Origin of the sequence: Actinospineispora eucalypti (assembly GCF_039543365.1) — a bacterium.
Lineage (GTDB): Bacteria > Actinomycetota > Actinomycetes > Mycobacteriales > Pseudonocardiaceae > Pseudonocardia > Pseudonocardia eucalypti.
The window spans coordinates 245,188-267,450 of sequence record NZ_BAABJP010000010.1 but is presented as its reverse complement, the minus strand read 5'-3'; the positions used below and the strand labels follow the sequence as shown (position 1 = coordinate 267,450).

Annotated in this window: 22 protein-coding genes and 1 pseudogene; 8 read left to right on the top strand and 15 right to left on the bottom strand. The window is 72.0% G+C overall.

What is annotated here, in order from left to right; translation table 11 throughout:
- Window positions 1–16 precede the first annotated feature (16 nt).
- From ABEB12_RS14935 to ABEB12_RS14910, 6 genes are all read right to left on the bottom strand, one after another.
- Window positions 17–469 carry a nuclear transport factor 2 family protein gene (locus ABEB12_RS14935; RefSeq protein ID WP_185064045.1) on the bottom strand — a complete coding sequence of 151 codons (453 nt, stop codon included), beginning with the start codon at window positions 467–469 and terminating at the stop codon, window positions 17–19.
- On the bottom strand, window positions 466–1,359 hold the full coding sequence (locus ABEB12_RS14930; protein WP_185064044.1) for an alpha/beta fold hydrolase: 894 nt from the start codon (window positions 1,357–1,359) through the stop codon (window positions 466–468). The genes ABEB12_RS14935 and ABEB12_RS14930 overlap by 4 nt, the downstream gene beginning before the upstream one ends.
- Window positions 1,289–2,227: a helix-turn-helix domain-containing protein gene (locus ABEB12_RS14925; protein ID WP_185064043.1), complete on the bottom strand. Its 939-nt coding sequence runs from the start codon at window positions 2,225–2,227 to the stop codon at window positions 1,289–1,291. The genes ABEB12_RS14930 and ABEB12_RS14925 overlap by 71 nt, the downstream gene beginning before the upstream one ends.
- A gap of 25 nt (window positions 2,228–2,252) precedes the next feature.
- A complete protein-coding gene (locus tag ABEB12_RS14920; protein ID WP_185064042.1) occupies window positions 2,253–3,338 on the bottom strand; it encodes a polyprenyl synthetase family protein in 1,086 nt (361 codons plus the stop codon).
- 279 nt (window positions 3,339–3,617) lie between these two features.
- Window positions 3,618–3,815 carry a hypothetical protein gene (locus tag ABEB12_RS14915; protein WP_185064041.1) on the bottom strand — a complete coding sequence of 66 codons (198 nt, stop codon included), beginning with the start codon at window positions 3,813–3,815 and terminating at the stop codon, window positions 3,618–3,620.
- Window positions 3,815–4,471 carry an FCD domain-containing protein gene (locus ABEB12_RS14910; protein WP_185064040.1) on the bottom strand — a complete coding sequence of 219 codons (657 nt, stop codon included), beginning with the start codon at window positions 4,469–4,471 and terminating at the stop codon, window positions 3,815–3,817. Before ABEB12_RS14910 ends, ABEB12_RS14915 begins: the two co-directional genes overlap by 1 nt.
- A 218-nt stretch (window positions 4,472–4,689) precedes the next feature.
- Between ABEB12_RS14910 and ABEB12_RS14905 the strand changes: the two genes are divergently transcribed.
- From ABEB12_RS14905 to ABEB12_RS14895, 3 genes are all read left to right on the top strand, one after another.
- Entirely contained in the window at window positions 4,690–5,508 is an 819-nt protein-coding gene (locus tag ABEB12_RS14905; RefSeq protein ID WP_345702827.1) for an amino acid kinase family protein, read from the top strand.
- A 9-nt stretch (window positions 5,509–5,517) separates the two neighbouring features.
- Window positions 5,518–6,297 (top strand): amino acid kinase family protein, encoded by a 780-nt coding sequence (locus ABEB12_RS14900; RefSeq protein WP_185064039.1) that lies wholly within the window; start codon window positions 5,518–5,520, stop codon window positions 6,295–6,297.
- Window positions 6,298–6,373: 76 nt separating this feature from the next.
- On the top strand, window positions 6,374–7,408 hold the full coding sequence (locus ABEB12_RS14895) for a CorA family divalent cation transporter (RefSeq protein ID WP_185064038.1): 1,035 nt from the start codon (window positions 6,374–6,376) through the stop codon (window positions 7,406–7,408).
- Window positions 7,409–7,417: 9 nt separating this feature from the next.
- Here the strand turns inward: ABEB12_RS14895 and ABEB12_RS14890 are convergent, their stop codons facing one another.
- From ABEB12_RS14890 to ABEB12_RS14865, 6 genes and pseudogenes are all read right to left on the bottom strand, one after another.
- Window positions 7,418–8,074: an FCD domain-containing protein gene (locus ABEB12_RS14890; RefSeq protein ID WP_185064037.1), complete on the bottom strand. Its 657-nt coding sequence runs from the start codon at window positions 8,072–8,074 to the stop codon at window positions 7,418–7,420.
- Between the two features lie 193 nt (window positions 8,075–8,267).
- On the bottom strand, window positions 8,268–9,509 hold the full coding sequence (locus tag ABEB12_RS14885; RefSeq protein WP_185064036.1) for an alpha/beta fold hydrolase: 1,242 nt from the start codon (window positions 9,507–9,509) through the stop codon (window positions 8,268–8,270).
- 113 nt (window positions 9,510–9,622) lie between these two features.
- The gene (gene paaK / locus ABEB12_RS14880) at window positions 9,623–10,924 is read right to left on the bottom strand and encodes a phenylacetate--CoA ligase PaaK (protein ID WP_185064035.1); all 1,302 of its coding nucleotides are present in this window, start codon (window positions 10,922–10,924) and stop codon (window positions 9,623–9,625) included.
- Window positions 10,917–12,811, bottom strand: a pseudogene (locus ABEB12_RS14875) (primary-amine oxidase). Before ABEB12_RS14875 ends, paaK begins: the two are co-directional and overlap by 8 nt.
- A 344-nt stretch (window positions 12,812–13,155) precedes the next feature.
- Window positions 13,156–14,118 (bottom strand): AraC-like ligand-binding domain-containing protein, encoded by a 963-nt coding sequence (locus tag ABEB12_RS14870; RefSeq protein WP_185064034.1) that lies wholly within the window; start codon window positions 14,116–14,118, stop codon window positions 13,156–13,158.
- A gap of 1 nt (window position 14,119) precedes the next feature.
- On the bottom strand, window positions 14,120–14,665 hold the full coding sequence (locus ABEB12_RS14865) for a hypothetical protein (protein ID WP_185064033.1): 546 nt from the start codon (window positions 14,663–14,665) through the stop codon (window positions 14,120–14,122).
- Window positions 14,666–14,728: 63 nt separating this feature from the next.
- Between ABEB12_RS14865 and ABEB12_RS14860 the strand changes: the two genes are divergently transcribed.
- The 3 genes from ABEB12_RS14860 to ABEB12_RS14850 all read left to right on the top strand — a co-directional run bounded on the left by ABEB12_RS14860 (window position 14,729) and on the right by ABEB12_RS14850 (window position 17,117).
- Window positions 14,729–15,688, top strand: a complete 960-nt coding sequence (locus tag ABEB12_RS14860; RefSeq protein ID WP_185064032.1) for a helix-turn-helix domain-containing protein — start codon at window positions 14,729–14,731, stop codon at window positions 15,686–15,688.
- Between the two features lie 57 nt (window positions 15,689–15,745).
- Window positions 15,746–16,477, top strand: a complete 732-nt coding sequence (locus ABEB12_RS14855) for a DUF899 family protein (RefSeq protein WP_185064031.1) — start codon at window positions 15,746–15,748, stop codon at window positions 16,475–16,477.
- A gap of 208 nt (window positions 16,478–16,685) precedes the next feature.
- Window positions 16,686–17,117, top strand: coding sequence for a nitroreductase family deazaflavin-dependent oxidoreductase (locus ABEB12_RS14850; protein ID WP_345702826.1), 432 nt, complete (start codon window positions 16,686–16,688; stop codon window positions 17,115–17,117).
- Here ABEB12_RS14850 and ABEB12_RS14845 read toward each other — a convergent pair.
- Both ABEB12_RS14845 and ABEB12_RS14840 read right to left on the bottom strand, forming a co-directional pair.
- Complete coding sequence (locus ABEB12_RS14845; RefSeq protein WP_185064029.1) at window positions 17,110–17,748, bottom strand: FCD domain-containing protein; 639 nt, start codon at window positions 17,746–17,748, stop codon at window positions 17,110–17,112. The genes ABEB12_RS14850 and ABEB12_RS14845 overlap by 8 nt on opposite strands.
- Complete coding sequence (locus tag ABEB12_RS14840) at window positions 17,745–18,398, bottom strand: HAD-IA family hydrolase (RefSeq protein ID WP_185064028.1); 654 nt, start codon at window positions 18,396–18,398, stop codon at window positions 17,745–17,747. Before ABEB12_RS14840 ends, ABEB12_RS14845 begins: the two co-directional genes overlap by 4 nt.
- Before the next feature lie 106 nt (window positions 18,399–18,504).
- Between ABEB12_RS14840 and ABEB12_RS14835 the strand changes: the two genes are divergently transcribed.
- Window positions 18,505–19,473, top strand: coding sequence for a zinc-binding dehydrogenase (locus tag ABEB12_RS14835; protein ID WP_221498488.1), 969 nt, complete (start codon window positions 18,505–18,507; stop codon window positions 19,471–19,473).
- A gap of 1,013 nt (window positions 19,474–20,486) precedes the next feature.
- The gene (locus tag ABEB12_RS14830) at window positions 20,487–21,650 is read left to right on the top strand and encodes an MFS transporter (protein ID WP_185064026.1); all 1,164 of its coding nucleotides are present in this window, start codon (window positions 20,487–20,489) and stop codon (window positions 21,648–21,650) included.
- A gap of 4 nt (window positions 21,651–21,654) precedes the next feature.
- Here the strand turns inward: ABEB12_RS14830 and ABEB12_RS14825 are convergent, their stop codons facing one another.
- The gene (locus tag ABEB12_RS14825; RefSeq protein WP_185064025.1) at window positions 21,655–22,146 is read right to left on the bottom strand and encodes a MarR family transcriptional regulator; all 492 of its coding nucleotides are present in this window, start codon (window positions 22,144–22,146) and stop codon (window positions 21,655–21,657) included.
- Between the last annotated feature and the right edge of the window lie 117 nt (window positions 22,147–22,263).

Sequence of the window (22,263 nt, the reverse complement as noted above, 5' to 3'; positions counted from 1 at the left end):
GCGATTGACTACCGAGTTAGGTGCGGGCGGCCCGGGGAGACTCGGTGGCGCGCCGGCCGGCCAGCTCGACCAGCCCGGCGTTGCCCTCCTGGTAGAACACCTGCAGGGTCAGGTCGGCGATGCGCCCGGCGCCGTCCAGCCGGGCCCGGTAGTGGCCGTGTACCGCCCAGATCGGTCCGTCCGGGGCGTCGGCGATCCGGTGGTAGCCGCGCACGTGCGTGTCCAGCCAGGGGCCCGCGCCGTCCCCGGTGACCAGCACCGGCCCGGTCACGTGCTGGGTGGCGTCGAACCCGGGCAGCAGCCCCCGCCAGTTGGTGACCAGCTGGTCACCGCTGAGCTCCTCGGCCTCGCCGCCGAACAGTTCGGTGTAGTCCACCCGCAGCCGGTCGGCCAGGCAGTCGCGCACCACCGGCCAGTCGAGCACGTCGATCGCGTGCAGCAGCCGGGTGAGGACTTCGCCGCCGCTCATCGGGCCAGGGTGGCGCGAAAGTGCCGGTCCACCGCATCAATTGCCATGGTCACCTGTTTCTCCTGGTCGTAGAAGTCGGTCTGGCCGCCTTCCGCCCACACCAGCTCGCACTGCCCGCCCATCCGCCGGGCCACCTCGCGCGCGTTGTCCGGCAGCACGCAGTCGTCGGCGTGCACCAGCAGCGTCGGCACGGAGACCCCGGCCGCCGGGGTCAGCCCGTCGAAGGTCAACCAGTGCAGCCAGCTTAGTTCGGCCATCTGGTTGGTCCAGGTCGCAACCGCGCCCCGGGACGGGTTGGCGTAGTAGTCCATCTCGAGGAACATCCCGGCCCGGTCGTTGCCGGCCTGGTACGCCGGCACGGTGACCACCTCGCCGGTGCGCTGGTAGGTCTCGAGCGCCTCCCCGGCCCGCCGCAACCGCTCCCCCACCCCGGCCCCGCCGCCGTAGAACGGAGCGACGGTGGCCGCATCGTGGAACCAGCCGGCCACGGCGGCGAACGAGTCGATCGGCGCGCCCTCGGCGATGGCGCGCAGGGCGTACTGGGCGCTGGCACAGACCGCCAGGTGACCGACCGCCCCCGGCCGCACGAACGAGAGGCCGCGCACCGCGCGGGCCGCCGCCGCGATGTCCGCCACCTTGCGCGCGCACACCTCCGCCTGGCGCGGCGAGCCGCCGGAGCCGCCGAACCCGGCGAAGTCGAAGGTGATCGCGGTGTACCCGCGCTCGGCCAGCGCGGCGGCGTACCGGTCCGGCATCTGCTCCCTGACCGTCAGCCAGGACCCGGTGACGAGCACGGTGGGTCCCGGCTCCATCAGTTGCTCAGCCGCCCGGTGGACGGTGACGGCCAGCGGGGTGTCCCCGCTGAAGAACTGGAACGGGCGCGGCGTCATGCGGCGATCCTGACAGCCCGGGGCGGCCCGGGGAGGGTCCGTTGTTGCGGTCCCGCCGCAGCTGCCCGGGCAGCACGCCCAGCTCGCGGCGGAACAGCCGGCGGAAGTGGCTGACGTTGATGAACCCGACCGCGTAGGCCACCTCGGCCACGGTCGCCGGCGAGTGCAGCAGCGCGTTCTTGGCCCGCTCCAGCCGGCAGGTGTTGACGAACCGGTGCGGCGGCAGGCCGGTGGTGGCCTTGAACGCCCGGGCGAAGTGGTACGGGCTCAGAGAGGCCTGCGCGGCCAGCCCGGACAGGGTGATCGGCCCGGCCAGGTGCGCGTCCACGTACCGCCCGACCCGGTCGACCGCCCGGGGCGCGAGCCGGCCGGCCCGCTCCGGTTCGGTGGTCCCGTAGTACCGGTCACCGAGGTGCTCGACCAGCCGGTGGACCAGCGTGCTGGCCTCGATATCGGTCAGCGGGCGGTCCGCGACGTGCACCCGCTTGATGATCGAGGCCAGGCCGAAGGTCACCCAGTCCCGGCCGCCGGCGGCCGGGTCCACCCTGGGCTCGCGGTCCGCCAGGCCGGCCAGCAACGACGGGCCGGGGTAGATCTCCAGCGCCTCGGTCGGTTCGGCCACGTCCGTCCAGTAGATCGGCTCCGGCCCGGTGACGAAGGTGGTGCCGGCGCGGATGGCCCCTCGGGTGGTCCGGCGGCCGACCTGCCGGACCACCGACCCGTGCGCGGAGAAGGACACCCCGATCTGGTGCGCGCCGGTCGCCGTGGTGCCCCGGTGCGGGGGCAGCCAGGCGTACCGGGTGCGCATCTCCGGCCAGTCCATGGCCGAGCGCACCGGCGGGCCGTCCCAGCCGCCCCCACGCCTCATGCCGCCAGGGTATGCGCGGACGCGTTCAGGCGGTGCGGGCGGCGGTGAAGTCGATCAGCGCGTCCAGCCGGGCCCGCGCGGCCGGCCGCGGGGCGGCCCGGTCCAGCATCCGGCGGGCCTGGTCCAGCTGCGCGGCCGCCTCATCGCGGGCCGCCGCGTGGCCGCCGGCGTCGGCCAGGGCGCGGGCCAGCTCGGGCAGGCCGGCCGGCTGGAACCGCTCGATGGCCTCGGCCAGCTCGGGCCGGCTCCCCACGGCGGCCAGCACCGGAATGGTCTTCTTCCGCCGGGCCAGGTCGGAGTCCACCGGCTTGCCGGTCACCGACGGCTCGCCCCAGATGCCCAACTGGTCGTCCACCGCCTGGAACGCGACGCCCAGGTGCCGCCCGGCCTGCCACAGCGCGTCGGTCTGCTCGGCGCCCGCACCGCCGAGCGCACCGCCGATGGCCAGCGCCGCCCCGATCACCGAGCCGGTCTTGTTCGCGGTCATCTCCCGGTACTCATCCACCGAGACGGCCTCCGGGCCGAGGAACGGGCGGGGCTCCATGGCCAGGTCCTGGGCCTGGCCGTAGGTCACGTCCACCGCCGCCCGGCTCAGGTAGCGGGCCGCCGCCGCGCCGCCGGCCGCGTCGCGCCGGGCCAGGGTGTGCTGGGCCAGGGTGTGCTGGGCCAGGGCGTAGAGGACATCACCGGTCAGGATCGCCACGTTGAGCCCGTGCGCCGCCCAGACCGACGGCTGCCCCCGGCGCCACCGGTCGCCGTCCATCACGTCGTCGTGGGTCAGCGTGTACGCGTGCAGCAGCTCCACCGCGACCGCGCCGGCCACCCCCGGCCGGGGGTCGTCGCGATAACCCAGCGCGGCGGCCAGGGCCAGCGCGGCGCGGAACATCTTGCCGCCGCCGTCCACCGGGTTGCCGTCGCCGTCCAGCAGGCCCACCGCCAGGCCGACCGGCCGCGCGCAGCTCTCCGGGCAGTCCGCCACCGCCTGGCGCAACGCCGGCCTGGTCAGCTCCCGCGTCTCGGCGAGGATGCGCTCCGCCGGCACCCCGGCCCCGGGTACGGCACGGGGTGTCGGGACTACCGCTTCGGCCAGCGCATTTTCCGCACCATTCATCGGCACCATCTACAGCTCTCCTCGCGAGATGTCCATTTCTCGGCCAAGAACGCATTCGCTCGATATCCGATCGAACAGCATTGTCCATGTTCGAGGACGAACTCGCTGGCCAAGCGGCCTACGGCCACCGTCACCCGGTCACTCCAGCATCATCCATAACATCGGGTATGGTTGTCGCTATTAAGATCCACGTCATCCGTACAAACGAGTGAAACCAAGTACGCCCGAACGGACGACACAACTGAGAGTATCCTTTGCGCAATACCCGATAACGGAAAATCAAATTTCCGTCGGCGCCATAAGCACGTCCCGGGGCAACGGGGTCAACCGGTCGTGTTCGGCCAGTGGGGCGGGCAGTTCACCCCGGTCGGCGCGCGCCCGGTTGTGCCACCAGACCGGCATGCCGACGCCCGCCGCGCCGGGCAGGTCGAAGCGCAGGTCGAACAGCACCGCGTCCCAGCGCGCGGGCGTGATCATCAGTTGCCCTCCGGCCGGGTCATGGTGCGTCGGATGTGCGCGCGCATCGCCGCCTCGGCGGCGTCCGGGTCGCCGGCGCGCACGGCGGCGAGCACCTCGGCCAGCTCCGCGCACCCGCGCTCCCGGTGCTCCTCGCTGTCGTGCGCCAGCCGGTGCAGCGCCAGTGCCATCTGGCGGCGCAGCCGCTCGACCAGCGCGGCCAGCATGGGGTTGCCGCCGGCCTCGGCCAGCCGGGCGTGGAACCGCTCATCGGCGTGCGCGTAGCCGGGGCCGTCCCCGGCGGCGATGGCCCGGCGCTGGTGCGCCAGCAGCTCGGCCAGCTCGGCCAGCGCCTCCGGGGTGGCCGACGCCGCGCCCAGCCGGGCCGCCTGCCCCTCCAGCGCCTCCCGGATCTGGTGGATCTGCCGCAGCTCGGCCGGGCCGATGGTGGCCACGACCACGCCCCGGCGCGGGCGTTCCTCGGCCAGCCCGTCCGCGACCAGCCCGAGCACCGCTTCCCGCACCGACCCCCGGGACACCCCCAGCCGGCGGGCCAGCTCGGGCACGGACAGCTGCTGCCCCGGCGCCGGGTCACCGCTCAGCACGGCGGCGCGCAGCTCGCGGTGCACCGCGTCGGTCAGCCGGCCCGGCCGGTCGGACAACGTGTCCAGTGGCATCGGCCCTCCCGCAAACCTACCGGTTACCGGTAAATGGTAACCCGATCGAGGCGGGCGCCCGGGGCCTTTAGGGTGAATTCCCCCGGTCGCCGCGGGACCGCTGTCGCGGCACCGGCGCCGGGGACCGGCCGCGATCGCGTCCGCGGACGCCGCCGGAACCCGAAGCACCGGGTTTGCCGACGCGGCGGCGCCCGCGCGCGGCGCAATAGCCTGCCGCCGTGAGCGTGACAGAAGATCGGGCGGCCCTGGAATCGCTGCTGATGAGCCGGTCCTACACGGACGCCGAGCTGGCCGAGGCCACCGAGCGGGTACCGGACTACCGGGTGCTGCCGGACGCGGCGGTGCTCAAGATCGGCGGGCAGAGCCTGATGGACCGGGGCCGCGCGGCCGTGCTTCCGGTGGTGGACGAGCTGGTGCAGGCCAAGCGCGAGCACCAGCTGCTGATCGGCACCGGCGGTGGCACCCGGGCCCGGCACGTCTACTCGGTGGCCGCCGAGCTGGGGCTGCCCACCGGTGTGCTCACCGACGTCGGCGCCGCCGTGGCCGGCCAGAACGCCACCATGCTCGGCTACCTGATGGCCCGGCACGGGGTGCCGGTGGCCGGGCACGACGCGTTCGGCGCGCTGCCGCTGTACCTGGCCGAGGCGCACGCGGTGATCTTCGCCGGCATGCCGCCCTACGACCTGTGGCAGCGGGTGCCGGCCGAGGGCGTGATCCCGCCCTACCGCACGGACGCGGGCTGCTACCTGGTCGCCGAGGTCTACGGCTGCCGGGACATGATCTTCGTCAAGGACGAGGACGGCCTGTACACGGCCAACCCGAAGACCGACCGGTCCGCCACGCTCATCCCGCGCATCACCGTGGACGAGCTGATCGAGCTGGACCTGCCGGACGTGGTGCTGGAGCGGCCGCTGTTCGAGCTGATGCGGCACGCCCGGCACGCCCGCTCGGTGCAGGTGATCAACGGCCTGAAGCCCGGCCTGATCACCAGGGCGCTGAACGGCGAACACGTCGGCACCATCATCACCGCGAACTGAGGTCGAGAGATGCTGAAAGACGTTCCGTCCGCGCTGATGCGCCAGACGCTGCTGGACCGCGAGCTGGTTCGCCCCATCGACCGCCCGGTCATCCGCATGCTGCCCTGGCTGAACGTGGTGGCCCTGGGCGGCCGGTCGATCATCGACCGGGGCGCCGAGGCACTCGGCCCACTGGTCGAGGAGCTGCGCACGCTGGTCACCGCCGGCGAACACAAGATGCTGATCCTGACCGGCCCCGGGGTGCGCGCCCGGCACGTGCTCGGTGTCGGCCTGGACCTCGGGCTGCCCACCGGCGCGCTCGCCGCGCTGGCCAGCACCGAGGCGGAGCAGAACGGTCACCTGGTGGCCGCGCTGCTGGCCGAGCACGGGGTTTCCTACCTGCCGCACAGTATGGTCGCCCGGCAGCTCGCCGTGCACCTGGCGGCCAGCCCCGCCGTGGTCTCCAACGGCTACCCGCCGTACGGGCTCTACGAGTTCCCGCCCCAGCTGGGGAAGATCCCGCCGCACCAGGCCGACGTCGGCGCCTTCCTGCTGGCCGACGCGTTCGGCGCGGCCCGGACGATCTTCGTCAAGGACGTGGACGGGGTGCTGGTGGACGGCCGGCCGGTGGATCGGGCGAGCACCGCCGAACTGGCCGGCCGGGAGCTCCCGATCGACCCGCTGGTGCTGCCGCTGATGTCACGGGCCAAGCACGTCAAGCGGGTCCAGGTGATCAACGGCCGGAAACCGGGCAACCTGACCAAGGCGCTGAACGACGAGCCGGTGGGAACCGTCGTCGAGGCTTCCTGAGCGGCGTATCAGCAGCGGCCGGCCGGCTGTGCCAAGCTCGGCGGCGACGGACCGAACACGCCCGCCGGGAGCCGCAATGTCGCTGATCAACAACGCGATCTACATCGACGGCAAGAAAGCGGTCAAACCCGCCTCGCTGGACCACACCTTCGAGGAGCTGCGCCGCTGCCCGGACGCGGGGAAGAGCTTCTGCTGGATCGGCCTGCTGCGGCCGACCGAGGAGGAGCTGCGCTCGGTCGCCTCCGAGTTCGACCTGCACCCGTTGGCGGTCGAGGACGCGATCGACGCCCACCAGCGGCCCAAGCTGGAGCGCTACGGGAACCTCTTCTTCGCGGTGCTCCGCCCGGCGCGGTACGTGGACCCGGTCGAGGTCGTGGAGCTGGGCGAGGTGCACCTGTTCCTCGGCCCGGACTTCGTGGTGGTGCTGCGGCACGCCGAGGAGCCCCGGCTGGTCGAGGTGCGCGAACGCCTGGAGGCGGCCCCCGAGCTGCTGAAACTCGGCCCGTTCGCGGTGTTCTACGCCATCCTGGACAAGGTGGTCGACGACTACCTGCCGGTGCTGGCCGGGCTGCAGAACGACATCGACGAGATCGAGGTGCAGGTCTACGACGGTGACCCTCAGGCCTCCCGGCGGATCTACCAGCTGTCCCGCGAGGTGATCGAGTTCCAGCGCGCGGTCGGCCCGCTCACCGAGCTGCTGAACCAGCTGCGCGACCTGCTCAAGGACCGGGCCGGCGAGGCCGACCTGGAGCTGCGCCGGATGCTGCGCGACGTGGCCGACCACCAGGCCAACGTGGTGGAGCGCACCGAAGGCTTCCGCCAGCTGCTGGCCAACATCCTCCAGGTGAACGCCGCGCTGGTGGCCCAGCGGCAGAACGACGAGATGACCCGGCTGACCGAGGCCAGCTTCCAGCAGAACCAGCAGATGAAGCGGGTCTCCTCGGTCGCCGCCATCCTCTTCGCGCCTACCCTGATCGCCGGCATCTACGGCATGAACTTCACCCACATGCCGGAGCTGAACTGGATGCTCGGCTACCCGTTCGCCATCGGCCTGATGCTGGCGCTCGCGCTGGTGCTCTACCTGGTGTTCAGGTACCACGACTGGATGTAGTCGCGGCGCTCAGCCGGGCGCGATGCCGCGCAGCGCCAGGCGCAGGCTGTCCCTCAGGTGCTCGCGCATCGCCGCGCGGACCCCGGCCGCGTCCTCCGCGCGGAACGGTTCGAGCAGCGCCCGGTGCTGCTCGGCCAGCTCGCACTCCAGCCGGTCCCGGTCGGCGTCGGAAAGGCCCACCCGCATGCACCGCTCGGTGACCCGCCACGCGGTGCGCAGCACCCGCCGGTCGGCCGGGGTGCTGGCCGGGCGGAGCAGGACGGCGTGGAAACGGTGGTGCGCGGCGTGCCGTTCGTCCGGGGAGCGCGCCGGGTCGGCCAGCCCGGCCAGCAGTTCCTCGGCTTGGCTCAGGTCGGCGGGTTGGCACAGCTCGGCGGCCTGCGCGGCCAGTTCCGGCTCGATCAGCCGGCGCAGCCGGTGCACGCCGAACAGCTCGTCGGTGTCCAGCGGCGCCACGGCGGGCCGGCGGCCGACCCGGTGCACGATCAGTCCCTCCGCGCGCAGGTCCCGCAGCGCCTCGCGGACCGGGATGAAGCTCACCCCCAGCCACTCCCCGACCGCGCGGGTGGAGAACCCGGAGCCCGGTGCCAGCTGGCCGGACACGATCGCGTCGCGGATCCGGTCCGCGACCACGTCCGCCACCGACTCGTCGCCGCCCCTGCCCATCCCCCCACCCAAGACGCCCGACCCACCCGCGGTCTTGTCCCTCCCCGCACACCCCTTGCCCGCCCCCCACCCCACCTGATTCAGTCACTTCCGGCGCCTGATTCAGTGAGTTCTGGCGACTGATTCAGTCACTTCTGGCCGCCGAAGTGACTGAATCACTGTGCTGAAGGCACTGAATCGGCTTCAGGGGGCCCTACTTGAGGGCGCCGAAGCGGGGTTGGCCGCCGGGTACGTTGGAGCCGGAGAAGGCCGCGCAGTCGCGTTTGTAGTTTTCCAGGTTGTCGCCGTCGGGGCCTAGGACCTGGTCGGCGAAGGTGCGCATGGTTTCGTAGGCGAACGGGGCGTTGCGCTGAAGGTTCAGGTTGTGGCCGGCGTTCGGGATGACCGCCGCCCGGAAGCAGGCCGCTTCGGAGAAGTACTTGGACTCCTGCTTCTGCAGCTCCTGGCTGCTCGTGCAGTGCTGCTGGTCGATGCCGCAGAAGAACAGCTCGCCGGTGCCGTTGACCAGGAACGTGGGCACCTTGATCGACTTCGTCTGGTTCGACAGCGGCAGGGTGATCTCCTTGCCGGACGGCGCGTTGGCCAGCGGGATGCCGCCGTAACGCGGGTAGAAGCTGGCGATCTCGCCGGCCGTGATGGTGTCCTGCAGCACCTCGTTGGAGTACTTGATGATCTCCGGGTCGACGTTGCTCAGGTCGTAGAAGTAGTTCTGGTTGCGCCCCTCCGGGCTGTACAGGTAGCCGGCCGGACGGTCGCGGAACCTCGGGTCGAGCTGCGCCGGCCGGAACGAGGTGAACACCCGCAGCAACGGGATGTTCTGGAAGGTGCTGCCCCACGCCGTGGTCAGGATGGCGTCCGCGTCGTTGTACTTCGAGGTCTCCCGCCAGGACGTGGCGGTGCCGTACGAGTAGCCGACCAGCATCACCCGCTGGAACTTCTGCCCACCGATCTCACCCCGGCGCAGCTTGCCGATGATCTCGTGCACCACCTCGGCCTGCGCGTCCAGCGTGACCAGTGCGGCCGGCGGCTTGGAGCTTCCGCCGTAGCCCAGCCGGTCGATGGCGAAAACCGCGTAGCCGGCCTCGTTCATGTACTGGGAGAAGTTGTACGTGTCGGGCTTGTACTCGACGTTCCAGTAGCCGTTGGTGTAGAGGATGCCGTGCATCGCCAGCATGACCGTCTTCGGCGCGCCACCCTCGGGCAGGCAGAGCTTGCCGTGGATGGTGAAGCCCGGCTTGGCCGAACCGCTCAGCAGCGCCGCGGCGGTACCCGCACCGGGCGCCGGCACGATCTGCTTCTCCACCACCGAACCGGGCACCTGGACATCCAGCGACTCACAGTCCGAGCCCTTACCGGTCGCGGTGGCCGAACCGGGGACGACCACCGCGACCGCAATTGCGACCGCCACGGCGGCGACCACGCCTACAATTTTCACCACTCAACTCCATTCCTCCGCTTTACCGGTACAACGAATGGAGTGCGCCTATTTCAGTGGCTTCTGGGTAACGATGGGCCGTTATTGCTATAGCCGGTCACGTTATGTGACCGTTATAGCCGCTCGCGCCGGTCGATCACGCGCTGGATCTTGCCCGCCGACCGCTCCAGAGCGGCCGGATCGAGGATTTCGCAGGTCACCGACACGCCGACGGTCTCCTTCACGGCATGCACCAGCGCCGCGCCGGCCGCCGAGCGCGCCTCCGGGGACAGTCCCGCACGCGCCTCCACCCGCACCGCCATAGCGTCCAGCCGGCCCGTAGTGGTGAGCACGAGTTCGAAGTGCGGGGCCAGACCGGCGGTCCGCAGCACAATTTCCTCGAGCTGCGTCGGGAACACGTTCACGCCGCGCAGAATAATCATGTCATCGCTACGCCCGGTAATTCTTTCCATCCGCCGCATACCCGGCCGGGCGGTTCCCGGGCGCAATGTGGTGAGGTCCCGCGTGCGATACCGGATGATCGGGAAAGCCTCCTTGGTGAGCGAGGTGAAAACCAGCTCACCGGATTCCCCGTCCGGCCGGGGGGCGCCGGAGGAAGGATCGATGACCTCCGGGTAGAAGTGGTCCTCCCAGATGTGCGGGCCGTCCTTGGTGGCCACGGACTCGCAGGCCACGCCCGGCCCCATCACCTCGGACAGCCCGTAGATGTCCACCGCGTCGATGCCCAGCCGTTCCTCGATCTCCGCGCGCATCCGCTCGGTCCACGGCTCGGCGCCCAGCACACCCACGCGCAGCGAACACCCGCGCGGGTCGAGGCCGGAGCGCTCGAACTCGTCGATGATGGTCAACAGGTAGGACGGCGTGGCCAGCACCGCGTCCGGGCGGAAGTCCTGGATCAGCCGCACCTGGCGCGGGGTCATCCCGCCGGAGATCGGCACCACCGTCGCGCCCAGCGCCTCGGCGCCGGCGTGCGCGCCCAACCCGCCGGTGAACAGCCCGTACCCGTACGCGTTGTGCACCAGGTCGCCGGGCCGCACCCCGGCCGCGCGCAGCGACCGGGCGACCAGGCGAGCCCAGTCGGCCAGGTCCTTCTCCGTGTAGCCGACCACGGTCGGCGCACCGGTGGTGCCGGAGGACGCGTGGATCCGGCGCACCCGCGCCCGGGGCACGGCGAACATGCCGAACGGGTAGTTGGCCCGCAGGTCCGCCTTGCCGGTGGTGGGGAAATGCGCCAGGTCGGCCAGCGAGCGACAGTCCTCCGGGCGCACCCCGGCGGCGTCGAAGGAGGCGCGGTAGAACGGCACGTTCCGGTACGCGTGGGCCAGCGACCAGCGCAACCGGGTCAGCTGCAGCTCGCGCAGCTCGTCGATCGACATCCGCTCCGACACGTCCAGCAGTTCGGTCAGCTCAGCCATCACACGGTCCCGGCACGTCCAGCGTGGGGTTGCGGTCGAAGAAGCCGACCGGCTTCAGGGTGAACCCGCAGTAGTCCACCGGCATGATCGGCCAGTCCTCCGGGCGCGGCGCGTGGGTGAGCCCGAAGGTGTGCCAGAGGACGAGGTCCTCGCCGTCGATCTCCCGGTCCGCCGCCACATACGCCGGCAGGCCGGCCCCGCCCGGGTGCTGGTTCACGAAGTCACCGGCCGAGTACCGCTCCGCCGGGTCGTACCGGGTGACCCACAGGTGCCGGGTGGCGAACGCGGCCCGCTTGGCGATGGACGACGCCGGGTCGGCGAGCAGCGTGGGCAGTCCCTGCGGCAGCAGCGCGTAGCCGACCGGCTGGCCGACGTGGTTGCGCCGGTCCGGGTTGACCACGTGCCAGGTCCGGTTGCGCGCCTGGTCGGCGTCCCGGGAGGACTCGCGCCGCAGCGGGGTGCGGGTGAAGGTGAACGCGTTGCCCCTGGGGTTGTCCGGCCCCATGGGTACCCGTGCGACGTCCACCTCCTCGACGCGGTTGCCCACGCCGTCCACGGTCATGTCCAGCCGGGCGGAGAACAGGTGCTGGTGCAGCGGCGCGCCCAGGCCGGGCGCCACCGGCGCGGCGTACGGGTAGTCCGAGCCTTGCTCTGTGCTGCGCCCGGAGGTGAACACCACGCCGGTGGCCTTGGCCTCGAAACCGATGGTGCCGTCCAGGTAGAGGTACCAGTAGAAGCCGTAGTCGTAGTTCCCCACCGTGGTGAAGAAGGAGATCACCAGCCGGCGCTGGCGGCGGGTCTGCGACGAACCGGTCCACAGGTCGGTGTGCTTCCACAGGATGCCGAAGTCCTCCTCGTGGATGCACACCGCGTTGCGCAGCGTGCGGGGTTGCCCGCCTCGTCGGCGATCACCGCCTCCAGATAGGTGATCTCGCCCAGGCAGTCGCATCCTCGTTCGAGCGAGTTGGCGTACCGGCCGACCAGGTACTCGCCGGTGTCGAAGTAGTTCTGCCAGGACCGCACCGGCGACGGGTCGGCGTAGGGCACCACCATCTCAGCGATGGACGCCCGGTAGATGATCGGCCGGCCGGCGAACCCCAGCTGGTGCAACAGCAGCCCCTCGCGGGCGTCGAAGCCCACCCGCACCGACCAGTTCTCCCAGGTCAGCAGGTTCCCGTCCAGCTGGAAGCTGACGCCCTCGGGCTGGCTGATCTCGATCGGCCTCAAGGTCCTGCGGGGCGGGCCGGACACCTCGGGGTCCTCGTAGTTGCCGGACGCCGCCGGGATCGGCACCGGGCCGGTGTCGATCACCCGGTCCACCGCCCGGTTGATGGTGTCCACGTAGGCGACCAGCCCGTCGATCGGGTGCGCCCAGGCCGGGTCGGCCGGGTGGTCCTGGCGGAAGGCCAGCCCGCGCAGCAGCCGCCGGCCGGCCTCGTCCGGGTACTCGTCGGCATAGACCCCGGCGGACAGCGGGGCCACCCGCACGTCGGCCACGTCCAGGCCCCGCTCGGCCAGTGCCGCCAACCAGCGCTCATCCTTGGCCAGCAGCTGCTCGACCAGCTCGAACTCCTCGTCCAGCACCGGCAGCTGGCCGCCGGTGACGGTGTCCAGCACGTCGTTGCGGGCCACCTCGCCGCCGGCCAGGTCGACCAGCACGTCCCGGGAGACCTGGGTGGCCAGATCCAGCAGCAGCACCCGGAAACGGCGCGCGTCCGTTCCGCCGAGGACCTCCTGCTTGGACGGTTCGTCCAGCCCGACGTAGACGAACCGGGTGTGCTCGGTGACCAGCCCGGCGCGGTCCACGATCCGCCGCACCTCGGCGATCTCCCGCGCGGTCACCGGATCCAACGGGTGGTTCATCAGCTGACGCGGTAGCTCGGTCATCCGCCCACCCTCCTTCGCGCGCGACCCCGGGTCTTGTCCCTCCCCGCTCGCCCCTTGTCCCCCAGCGCCCCCTGCGCCAGCCACTTCCGCAGGCTGGTTCAGTGCCTTCAGCAGCGTGATTCAGTCGGTCTAGCAGGCTGGTTCAGTGCATTTAGCAGAATGGTTCAGTCGCTTCCGGCACTCGGCCCGTCTCACGGCTCCCGCAACGCGCCAACCGCGGCTTGCCATCTGGGCTGTGCCTGCAGAAATGACTGAACCAGCATGCTGAAGGCACTGAACCAGCGTGCTGAACCGACTGAACCAGCATGCTGAAGGCACTGAATCGGGCTGGTGGGGCGAGTGGGTCAGGTGGGGTGGAGGTGGCGGCGGTAGTCGCGGGGTGGGAGGCCGTAGGCGGCGCGGAAAGCCTTGCTGAAGTGGGCGGCGTCGGGCAGGCCCCAACTGGCCGCGATGGCGCTCACCGGGCGGTCCAGGGGTTGCGCGGCCAGGTCCCGGCGGCAGTGCTCGAGGCGCCGGGCGCGGATCCAGCCGGCCACCGTCTCCCCGTCCCTCTCGAAGAGTTTGTGCAGGTAGCGCGTGGAGATGTGGTGCGCGCGGGCGATCGACTCCGGGTTCAGGCCCACGTCCGGGAGATGGCTGTCGATGTAGCGCCGGACCTGGTCCGCGAGCAGCTCGGCGCCGGTCGCCGGGTCGGGCTCGTCGGCGGTGACGGCGGCCGCGAGCATGTCCAGCACCGCGTTGCCGAGATGGCTGGCGGCGGACGGGGAGAGCGCCGGCGAGGCGAGGCCCGGCCCGGCGGCCAGGTGCCCGGCCAGCCCGGCCAGGAACGGGGCGACCAGTGCGCCGACGCCGTCCCGGCCGCTCACCGTCACCGCCGTCATCCGGGTCAGCACCCGCTCCGGCACCGGCAGCGAGGCGCGCGGACACATCAGCACCAGCATCTGGAAGTCCTCGGCGAACGCCAGCCGGTACGGCCGCGAGGTGTGGTAAACGGTGAGGTCGCCGGGGTGCAGCACCGCCTCCCGGTCGTCCTGCACCACCAGGCCCCGGCCGCGCAGCTGCAGGCCGATCTTGCAGTACTCCGGGTCGGCCCGGCGGATCATCGCCCGGTTCCGCTGCACCCGCTGCGCGCTGCCGGTCACCTCGGCGAGCTGCACCCCGCCCAGGTCGGCGGCGCGCAGGCGGCCGCGCAGCGGCCCTTCACCCGGGGTGGGTTCCAGGGGCACGAACGTCTGGGACAACGCCCCGCGCCAGAATTCCACGCGGTCGGCGGGAGGCTGGTCGGCGGCGTTGACCAGCAGAGACATCTCAGAACTTCATCATCGGCATCGGACGCAGCGGCGACTCGCGCAGCCCGGCGCGGAACGCGCGCATCAGCATCGGCCGGAACCCCTGGGCCGGGTACCGCTCGGCCAGCTCGCGGTACTGCGCCCGGCTCACTCCCGGCGAGCCGACCAGCCCGGCCGACACGTCGGTCAGGTCCGCCCGGCGCAACGCCTCCACCAGCGGGTGGGCGTGCCGCGCGGGGCGCAGCCGGTGGTGTTCGTCGATCAGCGCGGTGACCAGGTCGGCGTGCTCGGCCTGGTCGGCCGGCAACGCGGCAACCGCCCGGCGGGCGGACGGCTCCAGGTAGTCCCAGGTGCCGTCCAGCCAGATGGCCGAGTCGTGGAAGAAGGCGGCGAGGCCGAGCGGTCCGGCGAGCTCCTCGGGGACGTCCACCTGCAGCCCGACCAGGCCGATCACCCGGTGCACGTGTCCGGAGTAGACGGGCAGGTCGGTGCCGAAGGCCTGGGCGTGGTGGGAGAGCAGCTCGTCGGCCACCTGGTGGGCGTGGGTGACGGGGGCGGTCAGCATGGCTGCATGATTCTCCTCCCGCCCGGCGCCCACCAGTGACGTAAACGCCTACTATCGACCGCTATGCGTCAGAAGGTGGTCGTCGCGGTGCCGGACGGGGGCAGCCTGTTCGAGATCGCCACCCCGCTGCGGGTGTGGGGCCGGGATCCGGGCGAGCCGGACTGGCCGGTCTCCGAGCTGGTCGCGTGCGCGGCCGACACCGCTTCGACGGCCGGGACCGCGCTCCCCCCGCTGTCCCTGGCCGGCCTCGCGGACCTCACCGCGCACGCCCGCGACGCCGACATGATCATCGTGCCGACCTGGCCGGTGGACCACACCCCGGTGCCGGATGAACTGGTCGGCGACCTGCGCGCGGCGCACGACCGGGGCGCACGGATCGTCGGGCTGTGCCTGGGCGCCTTCGTGCTGGCCGCCGCCGGCCTGCTGGACGGGCGGCGCGCGGTGACCCACTGGCGCTACGCCGAGGACTTCACCCGGCGCTTCCCCTCGGTGCTGTGGGACCGGGACCCGCTGTACGTGGACCTCGGCTCGGTGGTCACCTCGGCCGGCAGCGCCGCCGCGCTGGACTGCTGCCTGCACCTGGTGCGCACCGACCACGGCGCCGAGGCGGCCGCACTGGTGGCCCGTTCACTGGTGACCGCGCCGCACCGGTCCGGCGGGCAGTCCCAGTTCGCCGCCGTCGCGCCTCTCGGGACCGCCGACGACTGGCTGGGCGGTCTGCTGTGCGATGCACTGGCCGACCTGCGCGCGGTCCGGTCGGTGGGCGACCTGGTCACCCGGTCCGCGATGAGCCGCCGCTCGCTGGAGCGGCTGTTCCGCGACCGTCTCGGCTGCTCGCCCCGGTCCTGGCTGATCGACCAGCGGATACAGCTGGCCCGCAACCTGCTGGAGACCACCGACCTGGGCATCGAGGAGGTCGCGGACAGCGTCGGCTTCGGCTCGCCGCAGGCACTGCGCCGGGAGTTCCAGCTGGCCCTGCGGGTGTCCCCGACCAGCTACCGGCGCAGCTTCCGCCGCCCTTGACGCAACTCAATGGTTGCCATAATGTCGCAACCATTAAGTTGCCGAAAGGAGCACGAGATGCAGACCCCAACGATCGTCTCGGCCGAGGAGTGGGAAGCCGCGCGCAAGCGCCTGCTGGTCAAGGAGAAGGAGCTCACCAAGTCGCGGGACGCGCTTTCCGCCGAGCGCCGCCGGATGCCCTGGCGGCCGGTGGAGAAGCGGTACGAGTTCGAAGGCCCGGAGGGGCGGGTCAGCCTGCTGGACCTGTTCGAGGGCCGCCGGCAGCTGATCCTCTACCGGGCCTTCTACGAGCCCGGCGTGTTCGGCTGGCCGGACCACGCCTGCCGGGGCTGCTCCATGGTGGCCGACCAGGTCGCCCACCCGGCCCACCTGCACGCGCGCGACACCTCGCTGGCCTTCGCCTCGCGCGCACCGCAACCGGAGATCGCGCGGCTGAAGGAGCGGATGGGCTGGACCATGCCCTGGTTCACCATCACCGACGACTTCGACCGCGACTTCGACGCGCACGAGTGGCACCACACGTTCTCGTTCATCCGGGAGGGCGAGCAGATCTTCCTCACCTACTTCATCGACGGGCGGGGCGTCGAGGCCCTCGGCGGCACCTGGGGCTACCTGGACATGACCGCCCTGGGCCGCCAGGAGGAATGGGAGGACTCCCCCGAGGGCTACCCCCAGACCCCGCCCTACGCCTGGTGGAACTGGCACGACGAGTACACCGACACCCCGCCCCCCGCCGGCTGGACCGAAACCGTCACCCGAGGCATAACCGCCGCCCAGGCCCGCACCTGACCCCTTGCCCGGTCGCCCGCCTGCTTGAATGGCCGGCTTCGGCCCCGACCGCTGGCGCAACCCGATCTTCACCCCGCTCCGGCTGGAGCCCTTGGCGGGTGCAGGTGATGGACGGCGCGCAGTACCCCACCGGCGAACTGACCGGCCGGGTCTGGAGGTCACCCGCCCGTGGGGAATGAGGGCGGCGCGACCCGCGTTGGTCCCCCACGTGGCAGACGACACAGTTGAGCTGAGCCCCACCGAGTGGGTGCAGAACCAGACCAAGCAGATCATGGAAACCGGGACCACCGAGGGGATCGAGATCCTCGGGTCGCCGATCGTGCTGCTCACCCTGCGCGGCGCGAAGTCCGGCAAGCTGCGCTACACCCCGGTGATGCGGGTGGAGCACAACGGCAGCTACGCGGTCGTGGCCTCCAAGGGCGGTGCCCCGGAGCACCCCACCTGGTACCACAACATCAAGGCGCACCCGGAGTTCCCGCTCCAGGACAAGGACGTGAAGAAGGACTACGTGGCGCGCGAGGTCGAGGGCGCCGAGCGGGCCGAGTGGTGGGAGCGGGCCGTCGCGGCCTTCCCCTCCTACGCCGAGTACCAGACCAAGACCGACCGGCAGATCCCGGTCTTCGTGCTCGACCCTAAGTAACCTGCGCGAACGCCTCGACCGCGGCCACCAGGTGGGCGCGCATGGTGCGGCGGGCGCGTTCCGGGTCGCCGGAGTTGACCGCGTCCAGCAGTACCCGGTGCTCGGCGGCCAGCGCCGCCGGGTCCGGGTACGCCGGCTGCAGCTGCGCCAGGCAGAGCTGCATCTCGTCCTGCAGCGGCGGGTACATCCGGGTCAGCCGGGGACTGCCCGCCGCGTCGACCAGCGCCTGGTGGAAGCGGGTGTGCGCGCTCACCCGCTCGGCCCAGCTCGCACCGGCGGGCAACGCGGCCAGCTCGTCCAGCCGCCGTGCGGCCTCCGGGGTGGGCAGGCGCCGGGTGACAATCTCGGTGACCGCCGCCAGCTCCAGTGGTTCCCGCACGAACAGCAGGTCGCGGGCGTCCGCCTCGGTCAGCGCGGGCACGGTCGGTGAGCGCGCCTCGCCGTAGCGGACCAGCCGCAGCCCGGACAGGTCCTGCAACGCCGAGCGGACCGTCGGCCGCGCCACGCCGTACTCGTCGGCCAGCCCGACCTCGGTGAGCGCGGTGCCCGGTGCCAGCTCGGCGGACAGGATCCGCCGGCGCAGCTCGGTGACCAGCGCGTCCCGGGTGGAGGTGGTCTGCAGCCGGGTCATTCCAGGCCGCTGACCAGGCGCACCGTGGCGAGCAGGTCCCGCAGGTCCGGCCGGACCGCGTGCGCGATGCCGTCGTCCGGCTCGCCCGTCCGGTTGATCCACACCCGGGTGAGGCCCAACTCCCGCGCGGGCACCATGTCGTGCCGGTGGCTCTGGGCCACGTGCACCCAGTGCTCCGGGGCGAAGCTGTCCCGGAACCTGTGGAAGTGTTCGAGCGCCGGTTTGTAGGCGCCGACGTCCTCGGCGGTGACGATCGCGTCCACCGGCACCTCGAGGCGCCGCTGGGTGTGCCCGATGATGTCCCGGTCGCAGTTGGTCAGCAGCGCCAGCCGCCAACCGGCCGCCCGCAGCTCGGCCAGCGCGGCGCGGGTGTCCGGGAAGGTCGGCCAGTACGGGATGCCGGCCGCGAGCACCGAGGCATCGTCGTCCCGCACGGTCAGCCCGAGATCGGCCGCCGCCCGGCGCAGCGCCTCGGCCATCACGTACCGGTAGCGCAGCGTCGGCGACTGCTCCTGCACGGCGCCCTCATGCTGGTTGTACCGCTCCAGCAGATCGGCCCCGCGCCCGGGAAACAACAGGTCAGCCCCGTTGGCGATGCCATGTCGCCAGTCCACCAGTGTGCCGAAACAATCAAACGTAACCCAGCGCATATCAGTAACTCTGTCAGACAGACATACAGTTGCGAACCGCCAACCGGCTGACTCGGCGTGGGTTGGTTAGGTTGGCGGCGTGGCCAGGGCGATCAGGTTTCACCAGTTGGGTGGTCCGGAAGTGCTGCGCATCGAGGAGCTGCCGGTGCGCGCGCCGGGGGCCGGCGAGGTGCGGCTGCGGGTGGACGCGATCGGGCTGAACCGGGCGGAGGTGAACTTCCGCCGGGGCACCTACCTGGAAGCGCCCCGGCTGCCCGCCGGCCTGGGCAGCGAGGCCGCCGGGGAGGTGCTGGAGACCGGCGACGGGGTGACCGCCTGGCGCCCGGGCGACCAGGTGAGCGTGGTCCCGGTGTTCTCCCAGAACGACTACCCGGTGTACGCCGAGGAAGCCGTGGTGCCGGCCGCCGCGCTGCTGGCCCGGCCGGCCGGGATGGACGCGGTCACCGGCGCGGCCACCTGGATGCCGTACCTCACCGTGTACGGCATGGTTCAGGAGGTCGCCCGGGTCCGCCCCGGCGACCACGTGCTGCTCACCGGGGCCAGCAACAGCATCGGCATGGCCGCGATCCAGGTGGTCCGCCACCTCGGCGCGATCCCGCTGGTCACCGCGCCGGGCGCGGCGCAGTGCCGGGCGCTGCTGGACGCCGGCGCCGCGGTCGCGCTGGCCGACGAGACCGCCGGCGACGACCTGGTCTCCTCGGTGCGTGACGCCACCGGCGGCCGCGGCGCCGATCTGGTACTCGACGCGATCGGCGGACCGAACGTGGAAGCGCTGGTCCGGGCCACCGCGCCCGGCGGGGCGGTGATCGTGCACGGCGGGCTCTCCGGCCAGCCGACGCCGCTGCCGGCCGGCCGGTACGCCCCGGTGTGGATGCGCCGCTACACGGTCTTCGAGATCACCGGCAACCGGGAGGCGCTGCGGCGTGGTGAGTGCTTCGTGCGGGCCGGCCTGGCCAGCGGGGCGTTCGCGCCACACATCGACCGGGTCTTCGAGTTCGACGACGTGGCGGAGGCGCACGTTTACCTGGACTCGCCGGATCGGGCTCCGGGGAAGCCCGTGCTCCGGGTCCGGTAGGTGAGCCAGCGGCGGTCTAGAGATCGGCTCGGACAGCCGCGGCTCAGGCGCGGTGCCGGTTCTCGAAACCGGCCCGGACAACCGCAGCTCAGGCAAAATGCCAGCTCTCGAAACCGGCCCGGACAACCGCAGCTCAGGCAAAATGCCAGCTCTCGAAACCGGCCCGGACAGCCACAGCTCAGACGCAATGCCGGCTCCCGAGACCGGCTCGGACAGCCGCAGCTCAGGTGCGGTGCCGGCTCTCGAAACCGGCTCGGACAGCCACAGCTCAGGCGGAATGCCGGTTCTCGAGGCCGGCTCGGACAGCCGCAGCTCAGGTGCGGTGCCGGTTAAAGATCGGCCCGGACGGCCGCGGCTGGGGAGGTCTGCCGCGGCTTTGGTCTGGGCCGTTGCGTTAGGTGCGGGGCTGGGCGGTCGGGGGCGGCCGTTCCTTGGGCGGTCCGAGCCCGCTTCGGGGGCGGTGATCGGGGGTGATCGCCAGCTGTGGCGATTCAGCGTCGAAAATCGACGCTCAGCCGCCAGAAACGGCGATCACCTCTTCGGCGACCAGGTGAGCGTGGGCCGGACGGAGCCATTTCAACCATCGCCAGCATCGCACCGCCGCATACCCATTGGCCGCCGCATCGCCGCTGCCGGCTACGCATCGTGACGACCTGGAGGCATTCATTCGGCCGCGCGGGCCAGCTCAGTTCACGAGATCCACCTGACCGGGGTGAAACCGAAGATCAAACCCCGCTGACGTGGATCTCGTGAACGAATGCCCGCCGAACCCGGCCGGGCAAGGCTACGTTCCGTAGCCGACAGACCGAGCCCGGCGCAACGGCCGCGCCGAAGCCGCGGCAGACCAACGCAGCCGCGGCCGTCCAAGCCGATCTTTAGAACCGGCACCGCACCCGAACCGGCACCGGCACCGGCACCAGCACCAGCACCAGCACCAGCACCAGCACCAGCACGCTAACCGGCACCGCGAAACCCGCTCGCTACCCAACCCGGCGAGCCCTAGGTTTCCGATCATGCCCGGCTGGTTGCTCGTCCTCACGTTCGCGGTGTTCACGTTCTACACCGACGACTACGTGGTGGCCGGCGTGCTGCCCGAGATTGCCCGGGACCTGGCGGTGAGCGAGGCGGCGGCCGGCCAGCTGGTGACCGTGTTCTCCCTGGTCGTGGCGCTGGCCGCGCCGCTCGCCGCGGTCGGCACCGCGCCGTGGCGGCGACGCCGGCTGCTCACCACCGCGCTGGTGCTGTTCGTCGGGGCCAACGCGGCGGCCGCGGTGACCCCGGGGTTCGAGGTACTGATGGGGCTGCGGGTGCTCGCCGCGCTGGCGGCGGCGATGGCCACGCCGGCGATGTTCGCGCTGGCCGCCACGCTCGCCCCGCCGGAGAAGCTGGGCCGCTACCTGGGCCTCGTCTCGGTCGGGGTGACCGGGTCGATCGCCGCCGGGGTGCCGCTGGGCACCTGGATCGGCGGGGTGTTCGGCTGGCGGGCCACGTTCGCGGCGGTCGCCGTGGGCGGCGCCACAGCGTTGGTCGCCGTGCTGGCCAGCGTGCCGGAGCAGCGCCCGCCGGCCCCGCCGCCCCTGCGCGAGCAGCTGCGCACGCTGAGCCGCCGGCCGGTCAGCCTCGGCCTGGTGGCCAACGCGGTCACCATCACCGGCAGCATGATGATGCTGACCTACTTCGGCCCGTTCACCCGGGAGGTGGCCGGTGCGGGCCAGAGCGCCCGCGCGCTGCTGTTCGCGCTGGCCGGCATCGCCGGCGTGGTGTGCATCTGGGCCGGCGGCCGGGCCACCGACCGGTGGGGGCCGGACCGCGCGCTGTCCGTCGGGATGGCCACGCTGGTCGGGTCGATCGCCGTGCTGGGGCTGTTCTGGCTGGCCCGGCCGGTGCCGCTGTGGCTGCTCGGGCCGGTCTCGCTGGTCTGGGGCGGGGCGGCCTTCTTCAACGCCCCGGCCATCCAGGCGCGGCTGCTGCGGCTGGCCGGCCCGGTGGGCACCCAGGCGCTCGTGCTCAACACCACGTCCACCTACCTGGGCGTTGCCCTGGCCGGCGGGCTGGGCGGGGTGGTGCTGGCCGGCTCCGGGGTCGGCGGGCTGGCCCCGGCGTCCGCGCTGCTCGGGCTGCTCGCGCTGGCGGTCTTCCGGTTGGCCACCGCGGCCAGCCGCGATCCCGTGGCCTAGTGCCTCAGATTCTGGGCACCTCGACCCGGGGGCGCCCGTCCGACTCCAGCGGGTCGGCCGGCGCCGGCAGGCCGACGGCGGTCATGGTGCGCAACAGCAGCTCACGCAGCTGCTCACGCTCCTTGTCGTCGAGCAGCGCCAGCGCGCGCGCGTCCACCGGCCGGGTCAGCTGCTGCGCCCGCTCGAGCAGCCGGCTGCCGTCCTCGGTGATCTGCACCTGGATCACCCGGCCGTGGGTCGGGTGCGGGGCGCGCAGCACCAGCCCCCGCCGCTCCAGCCCGGCCAGCGAGGTGGACATGGACTGGGCGGTGACGCCGGCCCGCCGTCCGAGCTCGGCGCCGGAGAGGCCCTCCTCCGGACCGATCTCCAGCTGGGCCAGAGCGGCCAGTTGGGCCTGGGTCAGGGCCAGAGGGCGCAACGCCCGTTCGACCTGCTGGCTGAGGCTGTTGGACAGCATGCGCACCAGATACGCGATCCGGGTAGTGGGCTCCGTCATGTGCGCTCTCCAGTGCGATCCGTAGCATCCACGGAATAGGGTGCACGAAACCGGCGAGTAACGAGAAATCCGTTACCCGACGGGTCAACCAGCAGCCTATGTGTCAGCTGTGGGAGC

Coding starts and splice junctions, on each gene's coding strand:
- ABEB12_RS14845 (WP_185064029.1), bottom strand. CDS start 17,748: ATGACCCGGCTGCAGACCACCTCCACCCGGGACGCGCTGGTCACCGAG.
- ABEB12_RS14930 (WP_185064044.1), bottom strand. CDS start 1,359: ATGACGCCGCGCCCGTTCCAGTTCTTCAGCGGGGACACCCCGCTGGCC.
- ABEB12_RS14855 (WP_185064031.1), top strand. CDS start 15,746: ATGCAGACCCCAACGATCGTCTCGGCCGAGGAGTGGGAAGCCGCGCGC.
- ABEB12_RS14830 (WP_185064026.1), top strand. CDS start 20,487: ATGCCCGGCTGGTTGCTCGTCCTCACGTTCGCGGTGTTCACGTTCTAC.
- paaK (WP_185064035.1), bottom strand. CDS start 10,924: ATGGCTGAGCTGACCGAACTGCTGGACGTGTCGGAGCGGATGTCGATC.
- ABEB12_RS14870 (WP_185064034.1), bottom strand. CDS start 14,118: ATGTCTCTGCTGGTCAACGCCGCCGACCAGCCTCCCGCCGACCGCGTG.
- ABEB12_RS14895 (WP_185064038.1), top strand. CDS start 6,374: ATGTCGCTGATCAACAACGCGATCTACATCGACGGCAAGAAAGCGGTC.
- ABEB12_RS14890 (WP_185064037.1), bottom strand. CDS start 8,074: ATGGGCAGGGGCGGCGACGAGTCGGTGGCGGACGTGGTCGCGGACCGG.
- ABEB12_RS14920 (WP_185064042.1), bottom strand. CDS start 3,338: ATGAATGGTGCGGAAAATGCGCTGGCCGAAGCGGTAGTCCCGACACCC.
- ABEB12_RS14825 (WP_185064025.1), bottom strand. CDS start 22,146: ATGACGGAGCCCACTACCCGGATCGCGTATCTGGTGCGCATGCTGTCC.
- ABEB12_RS14910 (WP_185064040.1), bottom strand. CDS start 4,471: ATGCCACTGGACACGTTGTCCGACCGGCCGGGCCGGCTGACCGACGCG.
- ABEB12_RS14915 (WP_185064041.1), bottom strand. CDS start 3,815: ATGATCACGCCCGCGCGCTGGGACGCGGTGCTGTTCGACCTGCGCTTC.
- ABEB12_RS14900 (WP_185064039.1), top strand. CDS start 5,518: ATGCTGAAAGACGTTCCGTCCGCGCTGATGCGCCAGACGCTGCTGGAC.
- ABEB12_RS14860 (WP_185064032.1), top strand. CDS start 14,729: ATGCGTCAGAAGGTGGTCGTCGCGGTGCCGGACGGGGGCAGCCTGTTC.
- ABEB12_RS14840 (WP_185064028.1), bottom strand. CDS start 18,398: ATGCGCTGGGTTACGTTTGATTGTTTCGGCACACTGGTGGACTGGCGA.
- ABEB12_RS14935 (WP_185064045.1), bottom strand. CDS start 469: ATGAGCGGCGGCGAAGTCCTCACCCGGCTGCTGCACGCGATCGACGTG.
- ABEB12_RS14925 (WP_185064043.1), bottom strand. CDS start 2,227: ATGAGGCGTGGGGGCGGCTGGGACGGCCCGCCGGTGCGCTCGGCCATG.
- ABEB12_RS14865 (WP_185064033.1), bottom strand. CDS start 14,665: ATGCTGACCGCCCCCGTCACCCACGCCCACCAGGTGGCCGACGAGCTG.